This window comes from Rhodococcus aetherivorans (genome assembly GCF_011058165.1).
Classification (GTDB): Bacteria; Actinomycetota; Actinomycetes; order Mycobacteriales; family Mycobacteriaceae; genus Rhodococcus; species Rhodococcus aetherivorans.
In genome coordinates this window covers 16,049-36,896 of the sequence record NZ_JAALEG010000006.1, presented here as the reverse complement: position 1 = coordinate 36,896, position 20,848 = coordinate 16,049, and the positions used below count along the sequence as shown (strand labels likewise).

The following is a 20,848-nucleotide window of genomic DNA, read 5'->3' as shown; positions in this document are numbered from 1 at the left end:
CCATCATCCACCCGAGGGGACCCCGTCGCAGTCGGGTGCGGTCAGTCCCAGCGCCACGTTCACCTCGGGCACGTTCACTCGTTCGGTGCCGAGGAACCCGAGTTGCCGGCCCTCGGTGTGCGCGGCGACCAGCTCCCGGACCCGCTGCTCGGGGATGCCGGTGACCCGCGCCACCCGCGGCACCTGCACCGCGGCGTAGGCCGGGGAGATGTGGGGATCGACGCCGGAGCCGGACCCGGTGACCGCATCGACCGGAATCTCCTGCGGCGGCACCTGCTCGCGCGCGGCGATCACGGCACGCCGTTCGTCGACGAAGGCGGCCAGGACCTCGCTGCTCGGGCCCTGGTTGGACGGCAGCGCGGCGGCCGGGTCGCCCGGCGCAAAGGCGTCTGCGTCGGCGACCGAGCCGACGACCCGAGTGTGGAAGAACGGATCGGGCTCGCCGGGCGCGACCTGCGGGTCGACGCCGATCAGCCGGCTGCCGACGACGCAACCGTTCGTGTCGGTCAGTGGCGAGCCCTCGGCGCTCGCCGAACCGAGCCGTCCCACCGCCCACACCGCCGCCGGATAGGCCACTCCGACGATCACGGTCAGTGCGACCAGCATCAGCAGGCCGGCCCGCGCCTGCCGCATCAACCCTGCGAAGAAGTTACCGAATCCCATCAGTGTCACCCGATTCCCAGACGCACCACGAGGTCGATCAGCCAGATCCCGACGAACGGGGTGATCACCCCGCCGAGGCCGTAGACGAGCAGATTCCGCCCCAGCAGCGACGACGCGTTCGCCGGCCGGTACCGCACACCCTTCAGGGCCAGCGGTATCAGCGCCACGATCACGAGGGCATTGAAGATCACCGCCGACAGGATCGCGCTCTGCGGGGTGGCCAGCCCCATGATGTTCAGCCCCGCCAGTTGTGGGTAGATCCCGCTGAACAACGCGGGCAGGATCGCGAAGTACTTCGCGAGATCGTTCGCCAGCGAGAAGGTGGTCAGTGCCCCGCGCGTGATGAGCAGCTGCTTGCCGATCTCGACCACCTCGATCAGCTTCGTCGGATCGGAGTCGAGGTCGACCATGTTCCCCGCCTCCTTGGCCGCGGAGGTGCCGGTGTTCATCGCCACCCCCACGTCGGCCTGGGCGAGGGCGGGCGCGTCGTTGGTACCGTCACCTGTCATCGCGACCAGCCGTCCGCCCTGCTGTTCCGAGCGGATCAGCGCCAGCTTGTCCTCGGGGGTCGCCTCGGCCAGGAAGTCGTCGACCCCCGCCTCGGCTGCGATCGCCTTCGCGGTGAGGGGGTTGTCCCCGGTGATCATCACCGTGCGGATGCCCATCGCCCGCAGCTGGGCGAATCGCTGTGCCATGCCGGGCTTGACGACATCGGACAGCTCGACGACGCCGACCACCGATGCGCCGCGATCGTCGGATCGGGCCACCACGAGCGGTGTTCCGCCGCCGCGGGCGATGTCGTCGACGACGGTGCTCACCGCCTCGGGGATCCGTCCGCCCTGCTCGGCCACCCAGCGGGTCACCGCGTCGGCGGCGCCCTTCCGGATGCGGACCGGGATGCCGGCGTCTCCGGCGGTGTCGAGGCCGCTCATCCGGGTGTGCGCGGTGAATGCGACGAACTCGGCGGAGCGCTCGGCGCCCGACGGGCTCGGATCGAGGTGGAACCGCTCGGCGCACAACTCGACGATGCTGCGCCCCTCGGGGGTTCCGTCGGACAGGCTCGACAGCCTTGCCGCAGAAGCCATTTCGAGATCCGTGACGCCGGGAGCGGGGTGCAGTGCGGTGGCGCGCCGGTTGCCGTAGGTGATGGTGCCGGTCTTGTCCAACAGCAGGGTGTCGATGTCCCCGGCCGCCTCGACGGCACGACCGGACATGGCCAGCACATTGCGCTGCACCAGCCGGTCCATCCCGGCGATGCCGATCGCGGAGAGCAGGGCGCCGATCGTGGTGGGAATCAGGCACACCAGCAGCGCGATCAGCTCGACCGGTCCCTGCTCGGCGCCGGCGTACGCACTCATCGGACCGATCGCGACGACCGCGAGCAGGAACACGATCGTCAACGCCGCGAGAAGGATGTTCAGGGCGATCTCGTTGGGGGTCTTCTGCCGGGCGGCCCCCTCGACGAGAGCGATCATCCGGTCCACGAAGGTCTGCCCGGGTGGTGCGGTGATCCGCACGACGATGCGGTCGGAGAGCACGGTGGTGCCGCCGGTGACGGCGCATCGGTCGCCACCCGACTCGCGGATCACCGGCGCCGATTCTCCGGTGATCGCCGACTCGTCGACCGTGGCGATGCCCTCGATCACGTCGCCGTCACCGGGGATCGTCTGACCGGTCTCCACCACGACGAGATCGCCCACGCGCAGCTCGGTGGCCGATACGGATTCCTCGGCGGCCGGACCGGTGAGGCGACGGGCTGTCGTGTCCTGCTTGACCTTTCGCAGGCTCGCCGCCTGCGCCTTGCCGCGCCCCTCGGCGACCGACTCGGCGAGGTTGGCGAACAGCACGGTGAACCACAGCCACGCCGCGATCGACCACGCGAACAGCGTGGGTTCGACCATCGCCGCGACGGTGGCGACCGCCGATCCGACCAGCACGACGAACATCACCGGATTCCGCGCCACATGCCGGGGATCGAGCTTGCGGATCGCTCCCGGCAGGGCCTCTGCCAGCTGACGGGGGCTGAACACGCCCCCGCCGACACGATGCGGGTGGGAGGCGATGGTCTCCCGGTGGGAATGAAGGTCGATGGTCACCGAAGTATCTCCGTGATCTCCGCCGCGGGGCGGGAGGACGAGCCGTGGTCGCGGCGCCGGCGTCAATGCAGTGCTTCCGCGACGGGGCCCAGAGCGAGGGCCGGGAAGAAGGTGAGAGCCGCAACGAGGACGGCCGTTCCGGTGAGCAGCCCGGCGAAGGCCGCACCGGTGGTGGGCAGCGTGCCCGCACCGGCCGGGGTGCGACGCTGCGCGGCCAGCGATCCGGCCAGGGCCAGGACGAACACGATCGGCAGGAACCGCCCGAGCAGCATGCACATGCCCAGCGAGGACTGGAACCAGTCGCTGGTCACGGTCAGCCCGCCGAAGGCGCTGCCGTTGTTGTTCGACGCCGAGGCATAGGCGTAGAGCACCTCGGTGAACCCGTGGATCGCGCCCGGAGTGCCCGGATCCCCGGAGTTGCCGAGATACCCGGTGGTGGTGGACAGGATCACGGTGATCGCGGTGCCGGTCAGCACCAGCGCCGGCATCACCAGCACCGCCAGCGCGGCAAGGGTGATCTCGCGCCTGCGCAGCTTCTTGCCGAGGAACTCGGGCGTGCGCCCCACGAGCAGGCCCCCGACGAACACGGCGATCACCGCGAGCACCAGCATGCTGTACAGGCCGGTGCCGACTCCGCCCGGCGCGATCTCGCCGAGCAGGATGTTCAGCAGGACGGCCCCACCGCCGAGCGGGGACATGCTGTCGTGCGCCGAGTTCACCGCACCGGTGCTCGTGCCGGTGGTCGACACCGCGAACAGCACCGAACCGGGGATCCCGAACCGGACTTCCTTGCCCTCCATCATCGCGCCGGCGGCGTTCGCCGCCACGCCCCGCGTGCCGGATTCGGCGGCCAGCGCCACCGCCAGGACGGTGCCGTAGAGCAACGCCATCACGCCGAGGACGGTCAGGCCCTGCCGTCGGTTGCCGATCATCGTGCCGAACGTGCGCGTCAGCGTCACCGGGATCAGCAGGATCGCGAGGATCTCGACAATATTGGTGACGGGGGTGGGGTTCTCGAACGGGTGGGCCGAGTTCGCGGCGAGGATGCCGCCGCCGTTGGTGCCCAGTTCCTTGATCGCCTCCTGTGAGGCGACCGGCGCCAGCGCGGTGGTGACCGCGTTGCCGTCCAGTCCGGTGGCGGAGAAGCCGCTGCGGTACGACTGGATCACGCCCTGGGACAACAGAATCAACGCGATCACGAACGCCAGCGGCAAGAGAATCCGCAGGGTGCCGCGGGTCAGGTCCACCCAGAAGTTGCCGATCTCGCCGCCGCGCCCGACGCGCACCAGGCCGCGGATCAGGGCGATCGCGACCGCCATGCCGACCGCCGCCGAGACGAAGTTCTGCACCGCGAGGCCGGCGGACTGGGTGAGTGGGCTCATCGTCGTCTCGGGCACGTAGGACTGCCAGTTGGTGTTGGTGACGAACGAGACCGCGGTGTTGAATGCCACCGCCGGACTCACTCCACCCAGGTCCCGGCCGAGCGGCAGGACACCCTGCAGTCGCTGCACCGTGTACAGCAAGAGCACGCTCGCGAGCGAGAAACCGAGCACACTCGCGGCGTATCCGTACCAGGTCTGTTCTGCGCGCGGATCGATCCGGCACAGCCGGTACATCAGGGACTCGATCCGCAGGTCCTTCCACCTCAGGTCGGTGTCGGTCGTGTACACCCTCGCCATGTAGTCGCCGAGTGGAACGTAGGCCAACGCCAGGACTGCAACGACCAGGCCGATCTGCAGTCCCGCGGCAACAGCTGGAGTCATCGGATCGTCAGAACCTCTCCGGATCGAGCAGCGCGATCAGCAGGTACACCACCAGTGCCGTCGTGAGCACGACGAGCGCGACGCTCGCCACCCCTGCCCAGGTCATCGGCTCTCACCTCGCACATGCAGCGCGCGCAGGACCAGAGCGCATACCAGGAACCCTGCCAGGATCAGCACCACGTACGCGGTGTCGGCCATGTCGTCTTCCCTTGTCGTAGACACGAATCAGGCGCCGATCGGCGCCCCGCACCACACTGTCGCACCGCGCCCGTCCGCGGACCGCGATCCATACGGAATCTTGACGCCCGCGGCCGATGTCCTGACGAATTCTTTACACCCCGGGTCCGGCGTCCCTGCGGCGCAGCGCCCGCGGGTCCCGACGCCGGAACGGCACGAGTCCGGCGGCATCACCATCTCGTCGCGGCGCCGCCAGGAACGCCACGGCCAGGGCGGCGGACACGGCGGCCGGCACGAGCGCCGGGGGGTGCAGATGCTGCAGCGGGACGAGCAGCGCCGCCGTCGCCGCTGCCGGAAGTGCGATCGCCGACAGGACGGCGGGCGCGGCGGGCAGCGGCTGCGGCCGGGGGCGAGCGGTGTGCAGGCGCCGGTGCAGCACCAGGTCGGCGGTGGCGCACAGCTCGGTCAACTCGGCTCGTGCCCCGTCGATCTCCGCGCTCGCCCGGTGTGCGAGCAGCGAGCGCAACCGCGTCGGCGCGATCCGTCCCGGCGCGTCGTCGGGGGGAGCGCACAACAGCGCCACCTCGACCAGGCGCGCACGCACGTCGGCCACCTCGTCGAGCGCGGTGAGGAGCTGCGCACGGTCGTGTGAGCGGTGGGTGCGCAGGTGCCCGAGCAGCCGGCGCCGATCGGTGTGCAGGTGTGCCCGGGCGCCGACCCAGCAGATCAGGTGGTAGAGCATTTCGCGGGTGCCGTCCCCAAGGTAACCGTGACGGTCTGCGGCGCCGAGATCGACCAGCATCGCCCGGGCGTCGTCGCGGACGCCCAGCCGCGCCCCGGCCCGCACCGGCGCATCGGCCAACGGTTCCGGATGCCAGATGCGCAACCGTCCGGATGCCCGCGACACCCCGTCGGCGAGGGTGCCGGAGCGGGGAGGTCCGACGAGCCGGCGCACCGCATCGGACCCGTCCCCGGCGACCTCCACGACCAGTCCCTCGACGGTGCGCTCGGCCGCAAGCGGACGAGCGGTGCGAACGACCACCTCGCGGAGCGGGCGGTACACTGCGGGGTCGGGCAGCCGGGTGTCGAGCCGGGGGAACACGTCGACCAGGCCGGCATCGGCGGTCACCCGGAACGGCGCCAGAAATGCGTCGAGCGCACGACGGAATCCGGTGTCGGCACCGTCGAAGAGGGGATCGCTGTGCCAGGTCAGCACGGTGCCGGGCGCCTCGGCGGTCAACTCCTCGCACACCAGCACCAGTCCGCCGCCGGGCACCTCCCACAGGGACGCACACGCGCCGGGCGCGCCGACACGGGTCCGGCCGGGCGCCGACGGTGGAGTGTCCGCCGCCGGACGCCGGACCGGTCCGAAGGCGACGGGGCCGTCGCCGGGATCCGTGAGGTGCCGGAACGCCAGCAGGCTCGGTGCCCGCTCGACGTGATCGGCACCGGGCGCGTCGGCTATGCGTGCCGGGAGGAACGGCTCCGTGCCGGCAACGGCGGGAACGGCGGCGGGAGGAAGCCTGCTCGCTGCGACGTCCAGCGGCAGGAACATCACCTTCAGCACCCCGGCCCGAGCCGGGGACGGCATCGGTTCGGCATGCATGGCAACAACATCGGTATACCGGCGCGGCATCTGATTCTTCGCTTTCGGCACGGTGACGAGGTCGGCGCCTCCGGCGCGAAGCGCTCCGCCCCGGCCCGGGGACGCAGCGCCCGGGCCGGGGCGGAGGGATCCGGAGGGTCAGCCCGCGGCGGTGGCGTCCTCGAGTTCCGTCACGCGAGTCAACGCCTCGCGCAGTCCCCGGCGGAACCCGCGGGTGTGCTCGGCGCGGGCGAGTGTCTCCAGATCATTTTCCAGGTTCGCTCGAATTCTCCCGAGCGCGTGCTGTGCCGTGTTCATGGGAGATGCGATTCTCTCGTCGTTTTTCTGATGGTGGCAGGCAGTGCGGAATGGCGAGCCAATTCGTCGAGGACGTACAGTCGCGCGGTCCGAATTCCCCGGTGATATCCCGGAAGGAATTCGTCCCCGGGGTCCACGAGGGCGATCTCGATTCCGAGCTGCGCGTAGAGTCTCTCGAGAACTGTTGTTGTGAAATCCATTTCGTTCGGATCGGTCGTCGTCGATCCGCGGTCAGCTCTTCCGCTTGCGGAGGAACTGGGTGGACTCGAGCGCCTTGGCTCGTTTTTCCGCGCGCCGCTCCTTCAGGGTGCGGGCGGACTGTTTGGAACTCTTGACGGCGGGCTTGGCGGCCATTGTCAATCCTTTCCGAATCGGCAATCGCAAACTGGCCACGACCATACCCAACAAAAAAATAAAGTCCAGTTCGCCGGAACGGCGCCCGGCGTCGGTGCCCGCCCGCGGTGGCGGTGCCGCCGGAGACGCGCCGTTTTCGAGGTGGTGGGGGTTCGGGCCGTAGCACGCGCCACCGCCCGAGAAGTCCCCTCCGGGGTATTTGCCCGAAATCCGTTGGTGGTGTGACTCTTTCGAGGGTAATACACTGGGGTCGGGTCGGGATCTTCGAGGGTGAAGGAGAGTCCGATGTCTGCCGGATTCGATCTGGGCGTCGCATTCAGCGCGTTCCTCAAGTGGCTGAGCGTGACGTTCGGTCTCGGTGTCGGGTTGAGCTGAACACGCTCGGTCCCGGGGGGTCGTGTCCGCGCCGGCGATACCTGCCGTGCCGGGTCGGCGGCCCCCGGCGTGTCCCGCAATGCCGTCGGGGGCGGTGTTGCGGGACACGTCGTGCCGTCCTGAACGGTCGACCGTGCGGAACGAGGAACTGCGGCGCGGCGATTCTCGTCCCGACGACTCCCGGGAGAGTCGTCTACTCGTCGACCTCCATGTGACGGATGGAGGGGCCGCCCTTGTGGTCGGTCGAGCGGCCGAGCTTGGAATCGAGCAGGCTGCGGAGGCGGTGCACGGCGCCGTCGAAGGCCTCCTTCACCGATCCCGCGTTGTGGGTGACCGCGATCGGTTGCTGGCCGGCGATCCGCGCCTCGAGGAGACAACGCTTGTCCGTGGTGCCGAACTTGTCCGCGTTCTCGTCGCTGAGGTGGATCTCCACCCGGGTGATCCGGTCGGCGAACCGGTTCAGTGCGGACTCCAACTCCTCCTCGAGGCGACGGGCGATGTCGTCGTCGATCTGGATGTGGCTGTCCTTGTTGAGCTGGATCTGCATCGCGAGCTGTCTCCTTCTCGAGCGCGTCGGTACGGCCGGAGGTCGTTCTCCGTGCCTTCGCGCGCTGCGTCGTGTCGATTCCACCCGAACTCGGTACGGGTGAGCAACCAGGCCGGCCGTGTCAGCCCACCTCCTCCGGTTCCCTGCGCGCGAGCGTGCTCGGCCACCAGATCCGCTTTCCGATGTCGATCGTCAGTGCCGGCACGAGCAGCGACCGGACCAGCAGTGCGTCGAGCAGCACGCCGAACGCGACGATGAACGCGATCTGCGCGAGGAACAGCAGCGGGATCACCGCCAGCGCCGAGAACGTCGCGGCCAGGACGATGCCTGCGGAGGTGATCACCCCGCCGGTCACGGTCAGGGCCCGCAGCGTGCCGCGCCGGGTGCCCACCCGGGCGCTCTCCTCCCGCACCCGGGTCATCAGGAAGATGTTGTAGTCGATGCCCAGCGCGACGAGGAAGACGAAGCCGAACAGCGGCACCACCGGGTCGGCGCCGGGGAACCCGAGCAGATGGTCGAAGACCAGCGACGACACGCCGAGGGTCGCCGCGAAGGACACGACGACCGTCAGCATCAGCAGCACCGGCGCGACGAGTGCCCGCAGCAGCAGTATCAGGATCAGCAGCACCACCGCGATGACGACGGGAATGATCACCGTGCGGTCGCGGGTGGCGGTGTTCTTGGTGTCCAGATCGACCGCCGTGGTCCCGCCCACGAGGGCCTCGGCCCCCGGCACTCCGCCGACCGCGTCGCGGATGCGCTCGACGGTGTTCTCGGCGGCCGGCGAGTCGGCGGGATCCGAGAGGGTCGCCTGCAGCGCGACGCGGCCGTCGACGACGGTCGTCGCACCGTCCGGGCCGGTCACCGGCGCCACCTCGGTGACGCCCTCGACGCGGGCGGCGGCGGCGACGTCGCCGGCCGCGGACTCGCGGGTGATGATCACGGTGGGGGAGCCGGTGCCGGCGTCGAAGTGCCTGCCGAGCATCTCCTGGCCGGTCACGTAGTCGGTCTCGAGCAGGAAGATCTCCGACTGGGCGACGCCGTCGGCCTTGAACTGCGGCAGCAGCATCGCGAAGCCGACGAGGACGAGGCTCGACACCACCCAGATCCGCCGCGGATGGGCGCCGACCCGCTGTGCGAGCCCGTTCCAGAACCGGTGCGCCGACGCCAGGTCGTCCCGATCGGCGTCGGGGTCGGCCGTCGGCCGCTTCGGCCAGAACGCGGCCCGGCCGAGGAGCACCAGTGCGGACGGCAGGAACGTCATGGAGGCGACGAACGAGGCGACGATGCCGATCGCGGCGACGGGGCCGAGGCCGCGGTTGGAGTTCAGGTCGGACAGCAACAGGCACAGCACGCCGGCGATGACGGTGCCCGCCGACGCGGCGATCGGTTCCAGCGTGGCCCGCCACGCGGTGCGCATCGCGGCGAACCGGTCCTGTTCGAGGCGCAGTTCCTCGCGGTAGCGGGACACCAGCAGCAGCGCATAGTCGGTCGCGGCGCCGAAGACGAGGATGAACAGGATGCCCTGGCTCTGTCCGTTGAGGGCGATGACGTCGGCGTCGGCCAGCAGGTACACGAGCAGGCTCGCCAGCGCGAGGGCGAACACCGCCGAGAGGATCACCACGAACGGCAGCAGGGGACTGCGGTAGACGACGACGAGGATCAGCAGCACCACCCCACCGGCGACCAGCAGCAGCAGGCCGTCGATGCCCTCGAACGCCGTCGTCAGATCGGCGATCTGCCCGGCGGGACCGGTGACGTAGATCGTCAGCCCCTCGGGCGGATCGGCAAGCTCGGCGCGCAGTTCGTCGACGGCGTCCCCGACCTCTCCGGTGCTGTCGATCGGCACGATCATCCGCGCGGCCTGACCGTCCTGCGACGGGACCGGCGGCGGGCCGGCCGACGCCCCCGCGAGGTAGGCGAGGTCGTCGGGGGTGATGCCGGAGGGGCGTTCGGCGACGACGATCGCGGGCACGTACCGGGTGTCGGTGAAGTCCGCATAGAGCTCGCCCGCCCGGGTGGATTCCGCGGAGGCCGGGAGGAACGAGCTGTTGTCGTTCTGCTGGACTTCGCTGAGCTTGCCGGCGAAGGGACCGCCGGCGCCGGCGATCGCGAGCCACGCGATGAGCAGCAGCGCCGGCAGCAGCCAGCGGATGCGACGAGGTGAACGCGCCGGCGCGGTGACGGTGTTCAATCTTCCTCCAGGAGAATGCGAGTACGCCGAGCCCAGGTTACTCAGCTAGCTGAACAATAGTGAAAAGGTATCTCATGACCGACGATCTCGAGAGCTGGCCGACCGGCCGGCTGCTGTCCACGGCCGCCCGGCTGGTGGAGCAGGCCTGGGAATCGACTCTGCGCGCCCACGGTCTCACCCACGCCGGGCTGGTGGCCCTGCACACGATCGCCGACGGTCCGCGCTCCCAGCGGGAGATCGCCCGGGCCTGCCGCGTGACCGACCAGACGATGAGCCGGACCGTCGAGCACCTCGAGCGGTCCGGATTCGCCACGCGCACCGTCGATCCCGCCGACGAGCGGCGCATGCGCGTCCGGATCACCGAATCGGGGTACGAGCTGTACCGGGCGATGATCGAACTCGAGCGCACCGATGCGCAGCCGACCGCGGTGGTGTCCGACCCCGCCACCTTGCGCTCCCTTCTGATCGAACTGGTCCGATCGGCACAGCGCTGAGCCGCCGCGAGGTGCGGGCGATTCCGTCCCCCGGGTCAGCCCAGCGGCAGTTGGGCGAAGATCTGCGTCGGCTGCGCCGACCCGCCCGGCGGTTCGATGCTGAATGCCAGGGCGGTCGAATGCCCGACACCCTCGAGGACGGCCGTGGTGGACGGCGCCACCGCCTCGGCGTCCATGATGCCCGCGGACTCCGGGCCCTCGGGGGTGATCAGCCACATCTGGTAGACGCTGCCCTCGGCGGGCGGCGCCACGTTGTTCATCACCAGCACCCCGGCGTCGGCTTCCTTCGAGTACACCACCGTGGCGACTCCGCCGCCCTCGATCTCACCCGACGTGGTGCGCACGTCCTCCGCCGCGAACACCTGCGCCGAGGTGGGTGCGGTGCCCTCCTGCAACTGGGCGACGACGGCGAATCCACCCACGGCGACCAGCAGTGCGGCCGCCGCGGCGAGCAGGAAGTTGCGGCGCCGGCCGCGCCGCTCGTCCAGCGAGATCGGTGCGACGGGCGGCGCCTGCGGGCCGGATTCGGCGGCGATCGCGTCCAGCAGACGCTCGCGCAGTCCGGCCGGCGGCTCGGTGGCCGTCGACGCCGACACCACGGCCATGGTCTCCCGGACGGCCGCCGTCTCCCGGGCGAACGCCGCCGCCACCTCGGGAGCGGCTTCGGCCACCCGGGACTCGATGTCGCGGCGTTCGGCATCGGACACCGCGTCGAGCGCGTACACGACCGCGAGGTCGATCAGTTCGCGGTCCACATCGCCGAAACCGGGCCGGGCCTCACTCGTCATCGCCCTGCACCCCCAGACACTTGCGTAGACGGAGCAGTCCGTCTCGGATTCTCGATTTCACGGTCGGTAGCGTGACCGAAAGTTGTTCGGACACCTCGCGGTACGTCAGCCCACCGAAGTAGGCGAGTTCGACGGACCGACGCTGCAGATCGGTCAGCGTGCCCAGACAGTGGGCGACCTGCTGCCGGTCCTCGCGCCGGGCCGCCTCCTCGCTGACGACGTCGAACGCCGCGTCGACGTTGCTCGCGCCGTAGCGTGCCTCGCGGTCGGCCCCGGACTGCTCGGACCGCACCCGGTCGACGGCCCGGCGGTGCGCCAGGGTGATCAGCCAGGACAGGGCCGAACCCTGGGCGGCGTCGAAACCGGAGGCGGAACGCCAGACCTGCAGGTAGACCTCCTGCGCCGTCTCCTCGCTGTAGCCGGGATCGCGCAGGACGCGCAGGATCATGCCGTACACGCGGGCGCGGGTCAGGTCGTAGAACTCGGCGAATGCAGCCGCGTCCTGCACCGCCACGCGCGCGAGCAGCGCATCGAGTGTGTCGGTACGTCCGCCGACGCCGGTCATCGGCCCTGTCCGCTCATCGAGCGAAAGCCTAGTCGGGCGATTCGGGCGGCTCAAGCCGTCCTCGGCCGGTCCGTTCGGGCGGCCGGGGCCGGCGGGCGAGGCAAGAGTCGAATCGAGCAAGGCGATCACCTCCGGAACGAATTCTCGAGCGCGACGCCGCCGGCCCGTTCCGGCCGGCCGGCGCCACCGCTGCCGAGCACTGCGACGTCGCGCGGGGTGTCAGGCATGGTCTCCTCCTGCCCGCCGGCCGGCCGGGGCCAGGGATTCACGGAGGAATTCGGCGGTGACGGCATGCCACCAGCCCGGCTTGGTGAGCAGGAAGTGGCCGGCCCCCGCGAGCGGCCGGAACTGGGCGTCCACGCCGCGTCCGCGGGCCTGGGCCGCCTGGACCGCGCTCAGGCGCGGATCGCACCTCGTGTCGGCGGTACCGTGCACCACCAGCAGCCGTCGCTCGGGTGGGACGAGAGCGCCGTCGTTGTCGGGCCACCACGGTGCCAGCGCGACGACGGCCCCGACGCCGGGCTGTGCCGCGAGGTGGGCCGCCACCCTTCCGCCCATGGAGTGGCCCACGAGCCCGATCCGGACGTCGCCGCGCCGCCGGTGCACCTCGTCGAGGGCGCGCAGGGCGTCGTGGACGGGACTCATCCGGTCCCCGTTCCATCCGCGGTGGGTGTAGCGCACCTGCCCGACGGTGATGTCGTACATGCTCAGCCGGGAGCGCAGGGATTCGGTCAGCAAGGTCATCCGCAGCGCGGACAGGTGCCACGGCCGGGCGGCGGCCGTGCTGGCCGGCTTGCCACCCGGAAGAACCAGCACGTGTGCGCGGGGCCGGTTCGATGCAATCTCCATGCCGGGTGTTCGGAGCGCGGCCGGAATCGGATGGGTCGAAAAAATCTTGCAGATCCACCCATCCGCCCTTCCGTCCGCGCCGAATGGCAGATGACACACCTGACCGACGTGGTCGCAAGGACCACGACACCGAAGGGAATTGGGGCCATGGTTATCAACACGCGAAAGAGCTTGGCGGCAGTCGGAATCGGCGCAATGGCGATGATGGGTGTCGCGGCGTGCTCGTCCGACGACTCGGGTTCGTCGTCGGCCACGTCGGCTACGTCGGCGATGGAGAGCGCCACGTCGGCGATGTCGCCCACCACCGAGGCCATGGCGTCGGCCCCGGTGGGTCCGGGTTGCGCCGCGTACGCCGAGCAGGTTCCCAGCGGGCCGGGTTCGCTGGAGGCCATCGCGCAGCAACCCGTCGGGACTGCCGTCGCCGACATTCCGATTCTGACCCAGTTGAACGCGGCGATCAGCGGGCAGCTCAACCCGCAGGTGAATCTCGTCGACACGCTCAACGGCGGCGAGTTCACCGTGTTCGCGCCGGTCGACGACGCCTTCGCCAAGGTCGATCCGGCAACCATCGAGAGCCTGAAGACCGATACGGCCACTCTCACCACCATTCTCACCTACCACGTCGTGCCCGGCCAGATCGCGCCGTCGGACATCGAAGGTACCCAGACCACCGTTCAGGGCGGTACCGTCGAGGTGACCGGTGAAGGCGAGGAATGGAAGGTGAACGACGCCAACGTCATCTGTGGCGGCGTGAAGACGGCCAACGCGACCGTCTACCTCGTCGACTCCGTCCTGCTGCCGCCGGCACCGCAGCAGTGACCCGGACCCGGTAGGACCCGAGGAGCGACGTGAAACGAATGATCCGAGGCCTCGCGGCGGCCGTCCTGGCCGCCGCGGGCGCCGCCCTCATGGCGGCACCGGCGCAGGCAGCCCCGCTCACCCCGGTGGCGGAGCTGGACGTGAACCGGTACATGGGCACCTGGTATCAGCTGGCCGCCAATCCCGCGCCGTTCAATCTCGACTGCGTGCGCGACACCACGGCGAACTACACCCTGCTCGACGAGCGCAACGTGCGGGTGGAGAACTCGTGCACCACGGTCACCGGTGAGCGACGGGGGATCGTCGGCAACGCGCGGGTCAACGACACCGCGTCGCTGCATGTGAGCTTCCCCGGTGTGCCGTCCCAGGATTCGCTGGACGGTCCGAGCAACTACATCGTGAGCTACCTCGCGGACGACTACTCGTGGGCGCTCGTGGGGGACCCGACCCGGATCTCCGGGTTCGTACTGTCGCGTTCGCCCGTCGTGGACGACGCTGCGTGGCAGCAGATCCGGACCGTGGTCGAGCAGCAGGGCTACAACAGCTGCCTCATGCTCACCTCGCCCACCACGGAGGGCCTGCAGGAGATCAAACCGCTCTGCACCGTGTGAACCGCCTTCTGCGCGTACCGGACTCGTACCGGTGCCGCTCCGCCCGGCCGAATGTCACATTGCATCAGCTCGATCGATCGCATGTGACATTCGGCCCCCGGCGGGGGTGGCGCGGGTGCTCGGTTGCGTTTCCCGCGGGCGCGCGCCGGCTCTGTTAGGTTCGATTCGCGACGTGGGTGAGCCCTCCGAGCGCCGGATCCGGCTCGCCGCGACACGAGGAGCTGGTGAAGATGATTCGCGACGCATGGCGAGGCTTGCGCAAGTCCGTGTTCGTCCCCGCCTCGCTGGTGATCCTGGGGCTGATCGCCTTTGCGGTCGTCTACGCAGGGTCGGCCGAGGGGGCGTTCGATTCGCTCAACCGCGCCGTCACCGACGGCGTCGGCTGGTGGTACATCCTGATCGCCACCGGATTCGTGATCTTCGCGCTGTACTGCGGGATCAGCCGCATCGGCAACATCAAGCTCGGCCGCGACGACGAGCAACCCGAGTTCGGAACCTTCTCGTGGTTCGCGATGCTCTTCAGCGCCGGCATGGGTATCGGACTGGTGTTCTACGGTGTCGCGGAACCCCTGTCGCACTACGTGGATCCCCCGCAGGCGGGACGCATCCCCGGCTCCACGGACGCCGCCGCGAACCAGGCGATGGAGCTGACCCTGTTCCACTGGGGCCTGCACGCGTGGGCGATCTACGTCGTCGTCGGCCTCGGCCTGGCGTACATGACGTACCGCAAGGGCCGTCCGCTGTCCGTGCGCTGGCTCCTCGAACCGCTGCTCGGGCGCGCCCGCGTGGAGGGTTCGATCGGGCACGCGATCGACGCGATCGCCATCGTGGGAACCCTTTTCGGTGTCGCGACGTCGCTGGGCTTCGGCGTCCAGCAGATCTCCGCGGGCCTCGACTACCTGGGCTGGGTGGAGACCGGAAACTGGCTCACCGTCGCGCTGATCGTCGGGGTGACGGGGCTGGCAACCTTCTCGGTGGTGTCCGGCGTCTCGCGCGGCCTCAAGTGGCTGTCCAACATCAACATGGCACTCGCGGCGGGACTCGCGGTCTTCGTCCTGCTGCTCGGGCCTACGCTGTTCCTGTTGCAGTCGTGGGTGCAGAACCTCGGCGGCTACGTGCAGGCCCTGCCCGAACTGATGCTGCGCACCGCCCCGTTCGCCGAGGACGGCTGGTCGGGGGCGTGGACCGTCTTCTACTGGGGCTGGTGGATGAGCTGGGCGCCGTTCGTCGGTATGTTCATCGCCCGCATCTCCCGCGGTCGCACGATCCGCGAGTTCGTCTTCGGTGTCCTGCTCGCCCCCACCCTCGTCGCGTCGCTGTGGTTCACCATCTTCGGCAACGCCGGGATCCTGCGGCAGCGCAACGACGGCGACATGCTCGCCGCCGACGGCACGGTGGACACCAACACGTCGCTGTTCGTGCTGCTCGACGGTCTGCCGCTGTCCGTCCTGACCAGTCTGCTCGCGATCGTCGTCGTCGTGTTCTTCTTCGTCACGTCGTCGGACTCCGGGTCGCTGGTGATCGACATCCTCTCCACCGGCGGTAACCTCGAGACACCGAAGATCACCCGTGTCTACTGGTCGGTGCTCGAGGGTGTGGCCGCAGCGGTGCTGCTGATCGTCGGCGGCAGCGGGTCGCTGACCGCCCTGCAGACGGCGTCGATCGTGACGGCGGTCCCGTTCTCGATCGTCATGGTGCTGGCGTGCGTGTCGATGCTGAAGGCGTTCCGGTACGAGGTCGCCACCGCCCCCCGGTACCTGCAGGTGGCCGTGCGGGAACCGGCCGCCGCCCCGGGTGGGCACAAGGCCGGCCACCGGCCGGGAATCTCCGCCACGTTCGCCGGCCTGGATCCGAGCCGGAACGGAGTCGTGGAGCCCGGTGCGCCCGCCCGCCTCGTCGTCGCCGTGCACGAGGTGCCCGCGAATTCCGTCAGCGTCGACGCGCAGACCGGGCAGGTCGCAATCGCAGACGACGCCCACCCGGAGGATCCGCTGGGCGGCGAGGTGTTCGACACGCCGCACTTCGCCGAGTCCGCCGAGGGTGTGGCCCAGCGCGAGGCCGAACACGGGCGGCAGCCCGCGCCGAACTGACGGCCGCGCGGCGGCTACTGCCGTCCTTCCGCGGGCCGAATGTCACACCGCATCACTTCACGTGACCGTATGTGACATTCGGCCCCGACGTGCGGTGCGCGGTGCCGGCGATGTTCTCGAGCATGCCCTTGAAGATGATGCCGTGGAACGGCACGAGCGCGTACCAGTAGATCCGTCCTGCAAGCCCTTTCGGAAAGAAGATCGCCCTCTGGTGCAGCCGGGCCCGGCCGGGATCGAGCGGCTCGATGCGCCACTCGAGCCACGCCCCGCCCGGCGCCCGCATCTCGGCCCGCAGCCGCAGCAGGGTGGGACGTTCGAGGCGCTCGACGCGCCAGAAGTCGAGCGCGTCCCCGGTGTGCAGGGTGCGCGGGTTCCGGCGGCCCCGGGACAGACCGACGCCGCCGGCGAACCGGTCGAGCCACCCGCGGATCGTCCAGGCGAGCGGGAAGGAGTACCAGCCGTTCTCGCCGCCGATGCTCTCGACCACCTCCCACACCGTGCCGGCGTCGGTGTCGCAGTCGATAACGCGCTCGTCGACGAAGACCGCCTCCCCCGCCCAGTGCGGGTCGGACGGCAGCGGTTCGGCGGGGGCGCCGACGGGCGACGCGCTCGCCCAGGTGGTTTCGACGTCGCCGCGCTGGAGCTTGTGCAGGGCCAGACGGACGGCCTCGCGGTAGCCGGTCAGTCCGCCGGGCGGCGGCGGGATCACCTCGTCGATATCGTGTTCGGCGACCACCGCGTCGTTGCTCAGCGACTCGATCAGCGCCCGGCCCAGCGACGGCGGGATCGGGGTGACCAGCCCGATCCACAGGCCCGCGAGCTTCGGAGTGAGGACGGGAAGCACCAGGATGCGGCGCCGGCGCAGGCCCGCGACCTCGGCGTACACCTGCATCATCTCGCCGTAGCGCAGCACGTCCGGGCCGCCGATGTCGTAGGTGCGGCTGCGGGGGAGGGGAGCGGTGGCCGCGCCCACCAGGTAGTGCAGCACGTCGCGCACCGCGATGGGCTGGATCTTGTTGTTCACCCACTTCGGGGTGGTCATCAGGGGCAGACGGTTGCTCAGGTGCCGGATCATCTCGAACGACGCGGAGCCCGAACCGATCACCACCCCGGCCTGCAGCACCAGGGTGGGCACGCCGGACTCCACGAGGATCCGGCCCACCTGCTCCCGGGAACGCAGATGCGTGGAGAGATCGGCCGTGTCCGGGTGCAGCCCACCGAGATACACGATGCGCTGCACCCCGGCCGCCCGGGCGGCGGCGGCGACGTTCTCGGCCTCGGCGCGTTCGGTGTCGATGAATTCGCCGCGCCCGCCCATCGAATGCACCAGGTAGTACAGGACGTCGATGTCCCGGCAGGCGACGGCCAGGGACTCCGGGTCGGTCAGGTCGCCGCGCACGATCTCGACGTCGCCGGCCCACGGCACGTCCCGCAACTTGTCGGGGGTCCGGGCCAGTACCCGCACCCGGTGCCCCGCGTCGATCAGCAGCGGGGCGAGCCGGCCCCCGATGTAGCCGGTCGCCCCGGTGACGAGGATGCGCAGCGGAGGGGAGCTCATCCGTTCTCCACTCATCCGTTCTCCACGATGTGGCCGAGTTGGTGCCGCAGGCAGGCCTCGAGCTTCGGCCGGCGGAAGCGGTGCCCGTGGTCGACCAGGCACCGCGGGACGACGCACTGATCGGCCGTGGCGACCTCACGCGCGCCTTCCTCGCCGAGCAGCAGCCGCGGTCCGAACCCGGGCACCGGCAGCAGCGCCGGCCGGTGCAGCACCCGCGCAAGGGTGCGGGTGTATTCGTCGTTGCGAACCGGCTCCGGTGCAACGGCATTGATGGGGCCCGCGATGCGGGGGTCGGCGAGGGCCCGGTGGTAGACGTCGAGCAGGTCGTCGAGGTCGATCCACGACAGCCACTGCCGGCCGGTGCCGAGCCGGCCGCCGAGCCCGGCCTCGAACAGGGGGCGTTGCAACTGCAGCGGCCCGCCGCGCGGTGTCTGCACGATCCCGGTCCGCACCAGTACCACGCGCAGCCCGCCCGCGGTGGCGGGCGCGGTGGCGGCCTCCCAGTCGGCGACGACGTCGGCGAGGAACCCGGTGCCGCGCTGCGCATCCTCGGTGAGCGGCTCGTCGCCGCGGTCGTAGCCGTAGAACCCGATCGCCGACGCGGACACGAACGTCGCGGGTCCGTTCGGAGTGCGTGCCGCGAGATCGGCCAGCAGCCGGGTGGGTTCGATCCTGCTGTCCCGGATCGCGGTCTTGTGAGCGTCGCTGAAGCGCCCGGAGATCGAGGCGCCGGCGAGGTGGACGACGGCGTCGATCCCCTCGAGCAGGTCGGGTGCGGGGTCGTTCGGATCCCAGCGACGTTCGTCGTCGCCGCGCGGTTCGCCGCGTACGAGGCTGACGACGTGATAGCCGCCGGTGCTCAGGTATGCGGTCAGTGCGGTGCCGACCAGGCCCGACGTCCCGGTGACGGCGACCGTGGCGGGCCGCACCCCCTGCTCGTGTGACCATTGGTGGGCGGCGAGGTCGTCGGCGAGCTGACGGTGCCGGTAGAGGAAGGTCTGCTTCAGCAGCTGCTCCGGGACGGGCGTGTCGACCCGGTCGGTGACGCGGGTGCGACGGTCGCCGAGGGCCTCGAAGGTGTGCTCGTGCCGCCACGACACGGCGATCCCCGCGGGCAGCGACGTGAGCCCGTCGCGGCCGACGCTGTCGACGAACCGTGCGGGCGGGTCGTAGGCGTCGGGCTGGTGATCGGCGATCCAGCGCAATCCGCCCGGCAGGCCGAGGACGGCCCGGCCCGACTCGAGGGAGTCGGATTCGGTGATCACCCGCAGCGGCTGCCACGGGGGGAGCAGGCGCCTGACCGCACCCGGTCGGCTGTGCCAATCGAAGACGTCGCGGCGTGGCGCGTCGACGACGCTCGAGTACGTGATGCCCATCGTGCCTTCCTCGGCCTGGTCCGGGTGTGCGGGAGCGGCGCCGGGAGAACTCCCGGCGCCGCTGTGGAATCAGCTGGGAATCATGTTGATGAGAATGGTGTATGCGTTCACCAGAGGAGTGTGGATCGCCATGAACGCCGTTTCGACGAGTTCTCGCATTGTCGTGTTCCTCTCGGTTGTCCGTCCGGGACGGGGGTGGTCCGTCCCATCGGCATTCGGAGCGGTGCGCGGCCCGGATGGGTCAGCCTTTTCCGCCGATCCGCCCGTACCGGTCGAGTGCCACCTGCCGTTCGTGGGCGTGGTCGACGATCGGCGCCGGGTACCCGTCCGGCGGACCGTCCGGGAGCCGGTGCACGCGTTTGCCGTTCACGCCCCGCAGCTCGGGTACCCAACGGCGCACGTATTCACCCGTCGGATCGAACTTCTCCCCCTGCGTGATCGGGTTGAACACCCTGAAGTAGGGCGCGGCGTCGGTGCCGCTGCCGGCGGTCCACTGCCACCCGTGCTGGTTCGAGGCCAGGTCGCCGTCGACGAGCCGGTTCATGAAATGCCGGGCGCCCCACCACCAGGGCAGGTGCAGATCCTTGGCGAGGAAGGACGCGACGATCATGCGGAGCCGGTTGTGCATCCAGCCCTCGGCGAGCAGCTGCCGCATGCCCGCGTCCACGATGGGGAAGCCGGTACGGCCCTCCTTCCATGCGGCGAAGGCACGTTCGGCGTCGGGGCCGCTGTCGTAGGTGATGTCGTCGAAGCGGCGGTTGTAGTTGCGGCGAGCCGTGTCGGGCCGGTGGTACAGCACGTCCGCATAGAAGTCGCGCCAGGCCAGTTCGCTGCGCAGCCGGTTCGCCGCGCCGCCGTGGTCGGATCGCACGTCGTGCAGCAGGGTGCGCGGGTGGATGCACCCGAACTTCAGGTAGGGGGAGAGCCGGCTGGTGCGGTCGAGGTCCGGTCGGTCCCGCTCGGTGTCGTAGTGCGGCAGGTCGTCGTCGCGGAACTCGTGCCAGCGGTGCAGCGCGGCGGCTTCCCCGGCGGCTGGCAGCGTGACCCCGTCGAGGTCGTCGTCGCCGGGGATCGGCACCCGCGCGTCGAGATTGCCGGGGTCGATCCAGTCGACGGTGCCGGCGTCGGTGGCGGCCGGGGCTCGCCAGCCGTGTTCGTGCCACGCCCGCTGGAAGGGGGTGAACACCTTGTAGGGGGTGTCGTCGGGCTTACGGACGCGGCCGGGCGCGACGGCGTAGGGCGAGCCGGTGCGCACCAGCGGGACATCGCCGAGCGCCCGCTCGACGGCCTCGTCGCGGCGGGTGCCATAGGGGCCGTGGTCGGAACTGATGTGCACCGCGTTGGCGTCGAGTTCCCGGGCGAGTGCCGGGACGACGGTGACGGGGTCGCCGTGGGTGACGAGCAGCCGTCCGCCCAGGTCCTCGTCGAGGGCGCGCAGGCACCGCATGAGGAAGGTGCGGCGCGGGGATCCGGACGGGCGCAGCAGCGCCTCGTCGAGCACGAACAGCGCGAGTGCCCGGTCGGAGGTGTCGGCGACGGACAACAGGGTGGGCAGGTCCCGCAGCCGCAGATCACGGCGGAACCAGACGATACCGGGTCGGCTCACTCGTCCAGTGTGCGTGAGAA

19 protein-coding genes are annotated in these 20,848 nt (G+C 70.3%); 4 read left to right on the top strand and 15 right to left on the bottom strand.

The window, feature by feature from the left end:
* Window positions 1-3: 3 nt before the first annotated feature.
* From G6039_RS04050 to G6039_RS04015, 9 genes are all read right to left on the bottom strand, one after another.
* Window positions 4-663: a potassium-transporting ATPase subunit C gene (locus G6039_RS04050; protein WP_043802865.1), complete on the bottom strand. Its 660-nt coding sequence runs from the start codon at window positions 661-663 to the stop codon at window positions 4-6.
* A 5-nt stretch (window positions 664-668) separates the two neighbouring features.
* The gene (kdpB, locus tag G6039_RS04045) at window positions 669-2,759 is read right to left on the bottom strand and encodes a potassium-transporting ATPase subunit KdpB (protein ID WP_029546838.1); all 2,091 of its coding nucleotides are present in this window, start codon (window positions 2,757-2,759) and stop codon (window positions 669-671) included.
* Window positions 2,760-2,821: 62 nt separating this feature from the next.
* Window positions 2,822-4,522: a potassium-transporting ATPase subunit KdpA gene (kdpA, locus tag G6039_RS04040; RefSeq protein WP_029546839.1), complete on the bottom strand. Its 1,701-nt coding sequence runs from the start codon at window positions 4,520-4,522 to the stop codon at window positions 2,822-2,824.
* A 7-nt stretch (window positions 4,523-4,529) separates the two neighbouring features.
* On the bottom strand, window positions 4,530-4,628 hold the full coding sequence (gene kdpF, locus G6039_RS04035; protein ID WP_065923246.1) for a K(+)-transporting ATPase subunit F: 99 nt from the start codon (window positions 4,626-4,628) through the stop codon (window positions 4,530-4,532).
* A gap of 225 nt (window positions 4,629-4,853) precedes the next feature.
* A complete protein-coding gene (locus tag G6039_RS04030; protein ID WP_051446181.1) occupies window positions 4,854-6,305 on the bottom strand; it encodes a hypothetical protein in 1,452 nt (483 codons plus the stop codon).
* A 138-nt stretch (window positions 6,306-6,443) separates the two neighbouring features.
* The gene (locus G6039_RS04025; protein ID WP_006931502.1) at window positions 6,444-6,602 is read right to left on the bottom strand and encodes a hypothetical protein; all 159 of its coding nucleotides are present in this window, start codon (window positions 6,600-6,602) and stop codon (window positions 6,444-6,446) included.
* Window positions 6,603-6,833: 231 nt separating this feature from the next.
* On the bottom strand, window positions 6,834-6,956 hold the full coding sequence (locus G6039_RS30960; protein WP_006931504.1) for a hypothetical protein: 123 nt from the start codon (window positions 6,954-6,956) through the stop codon (window positions 6,834-6,836).
* 568 nt (window positions 6,957-7,524) lie between these two features.
* Window positions 7,525-7,878, bottom strand: a complete 354-nt coding sequence (locus tag G6039_RS04020; protein ID WP_006931507.1) for an HPF/RaiA family ribosome-associated protein — start codon at window positions 7,876-7,878, stop codon at window positions 7,525-7,527.
* 121 nt (window positions 7,879-7,999) lie between these two features.
* Window positions 8,000-10,072, bottom strand: coding sequence for an MMPL family transporter (locus G6039_RS04015; RefSeq protein ID WP_029546841.1), 2,073 nt, complete (start codon window positions 10,070-10,072; stop codon window positions 8,000-8,002).
* A gap of 74 nt (window positions 10,073-10,146) precedes the next feature.
* Here G6039_RS04015 and G6039_RS04010 point away from each other — a divergent pair, with 74 nt between their 5' ends.
* Window positions 10,147-10,566: a MarR family winged helix-turn-helix transcriptional regulator gene (locus G6039_RS04010; RefSeq protein ID WP_006931511.1), complete on the top strand. Its 420-nt coding sequence runs from the start codon at window positions 10,147-10,149 to the stop codon at window positions 10,564-10,566.
* Window positions 10,567-10,601: 35 nt separating this feature from the next.
* Here the strand turns inward: G6039_RS04010 and G6039_RS04005 are convergent, their stop codons facing one another.
* The 3 genes from G6039_RS04005 to G6039_RS03995 all read right to left on the bottom strand — a co-directional run bounded on the left by G6039_RS04005 (window position 10,602) and on the right by G6039_RS03995 (window position 12,768).
* Window positions 10,602-11,354 (bottom strand): anti-sigma factor, encoded by a 753-nt coding sequence (locus G6039_RS04005; protein ID WP_006931512.1) that lies wholly within the window; start codon window positions 11,352-11,354, stop codon window positions 10,602-10,604.
* Window positions 11,344-11,919, bottom strand: coding sequence for a sigma-70 family RNA polymerase sigma factor (locus G6039_RS04000; protein WP_006931514.1), 576 nt, complete (start codon window positions 11,917-11,919; stop codon window positions 11,344-11,346). Before G6039_RS04000 ends, G6039_RS04005 begins: the two co-directional genes overlap by 11 nt.
* 219 nt (window positions 11,920-12,138) lie before the next feature.
* Window positions 12,139-12,768 (bottom strand): dienelactone hydrolase family protein, encoded by a 630-nt coding sequence (locus G6039_RS03995; protein ID WP_029546843.1) that lies wholly within the window; start codon window positions 12,766-12,768, stop codon window positions 12,139-12,141.
* 147 nt (window positions 12,769-12,915) lie between these two features.
* Between G6039_RS03995 and G6039_RS03990 the strand changes: the two genes are divergently transcribed.
* The 3 genes from G6039_RS03990 to G6039_RS03980 all read left to right on the top strand — a co-directional run bounded on the left by G6039_RS03990 (window position 12,916) and on the right by G6039_RS03980 (window position 16,288).
* On the top strand, window positions 12,916-13,587 hold the full coding sequence (locus G6039_RS03990; protein ID WP_029546844.1) for a fasciclin domain-containing protein: 672 nt from the start codon (window positions 12,916-12,918) through the stop codon (window positions 13,585-13,587).
* Window positions 13,588-13,616: 29 nt separating this feature from the next.
* Window positions 13,617-14,198, top strand: a complete 582-nt coding sequence (locus G6039_RS03985; RefSeq protein WP_043802862.1) for a lipocalin family protein — start codon at window positions 13,617-13,619, stop codon at window positions 14,196-14,198.
* A gap of 230 nt (window positions 14,199-14,428) precedes the next feature.
* Window positions 14,429-16,288: a BCCT family transporter gene (locus G6039_RS03980; protein ID WP_051446182.1), complete on the top strand. Its 1,860-nt coding sequence runs from the start codon at window positions 14,429-14,431 to the stop codon at window positions 16,286-16,288.
* Window positions 16,289-16,340: 52 nt separating this feature from the next.
* On the opposite strand, the gene G6039_RS03975 is transcribed toward G6039_RS03980, so the two are convergent.
* From G6039_RS03975 to G6039_RS03965, 3 genes are all read right to left on the bottom strand, one after another.
* Entirely contained in the window at window positions 16,341-17,846 is a 1,506-nt protein-coding gene (locus tag G6039_RS03975; protein WP_043802857.1) for an SDR family oxidoreductase, read from the bottom strand.
* 11 nt (window positions 17,847-17,857) lie between these two features.
* Complete coding sequence (locus tag G6039_RS03970) at window positions 17,858-19,222, bottom strand: TIGR01777 family oxidoreductase (protein WP_043802854.1); 1,365 nt, start codon at window positions 19,220-19,222, stop codon at window positions 17,858-17,860.
* 241 nt (window positions 19,223-19,463) lie between these two features.
* Complete coding sequence (locus G6039_RS03965; RefSeq protein WP_043802850.1) at window positions 19,464-20,828, bottom strand: cryptochrome/photolyase family protein; 1,365 nt, start codon at window positions 20,826-20,828, stop codon at window positions 19,464-19,466.
* Between the last annotated feature and the right edge of the window lie 20 nt (window positions 20,829-20,848).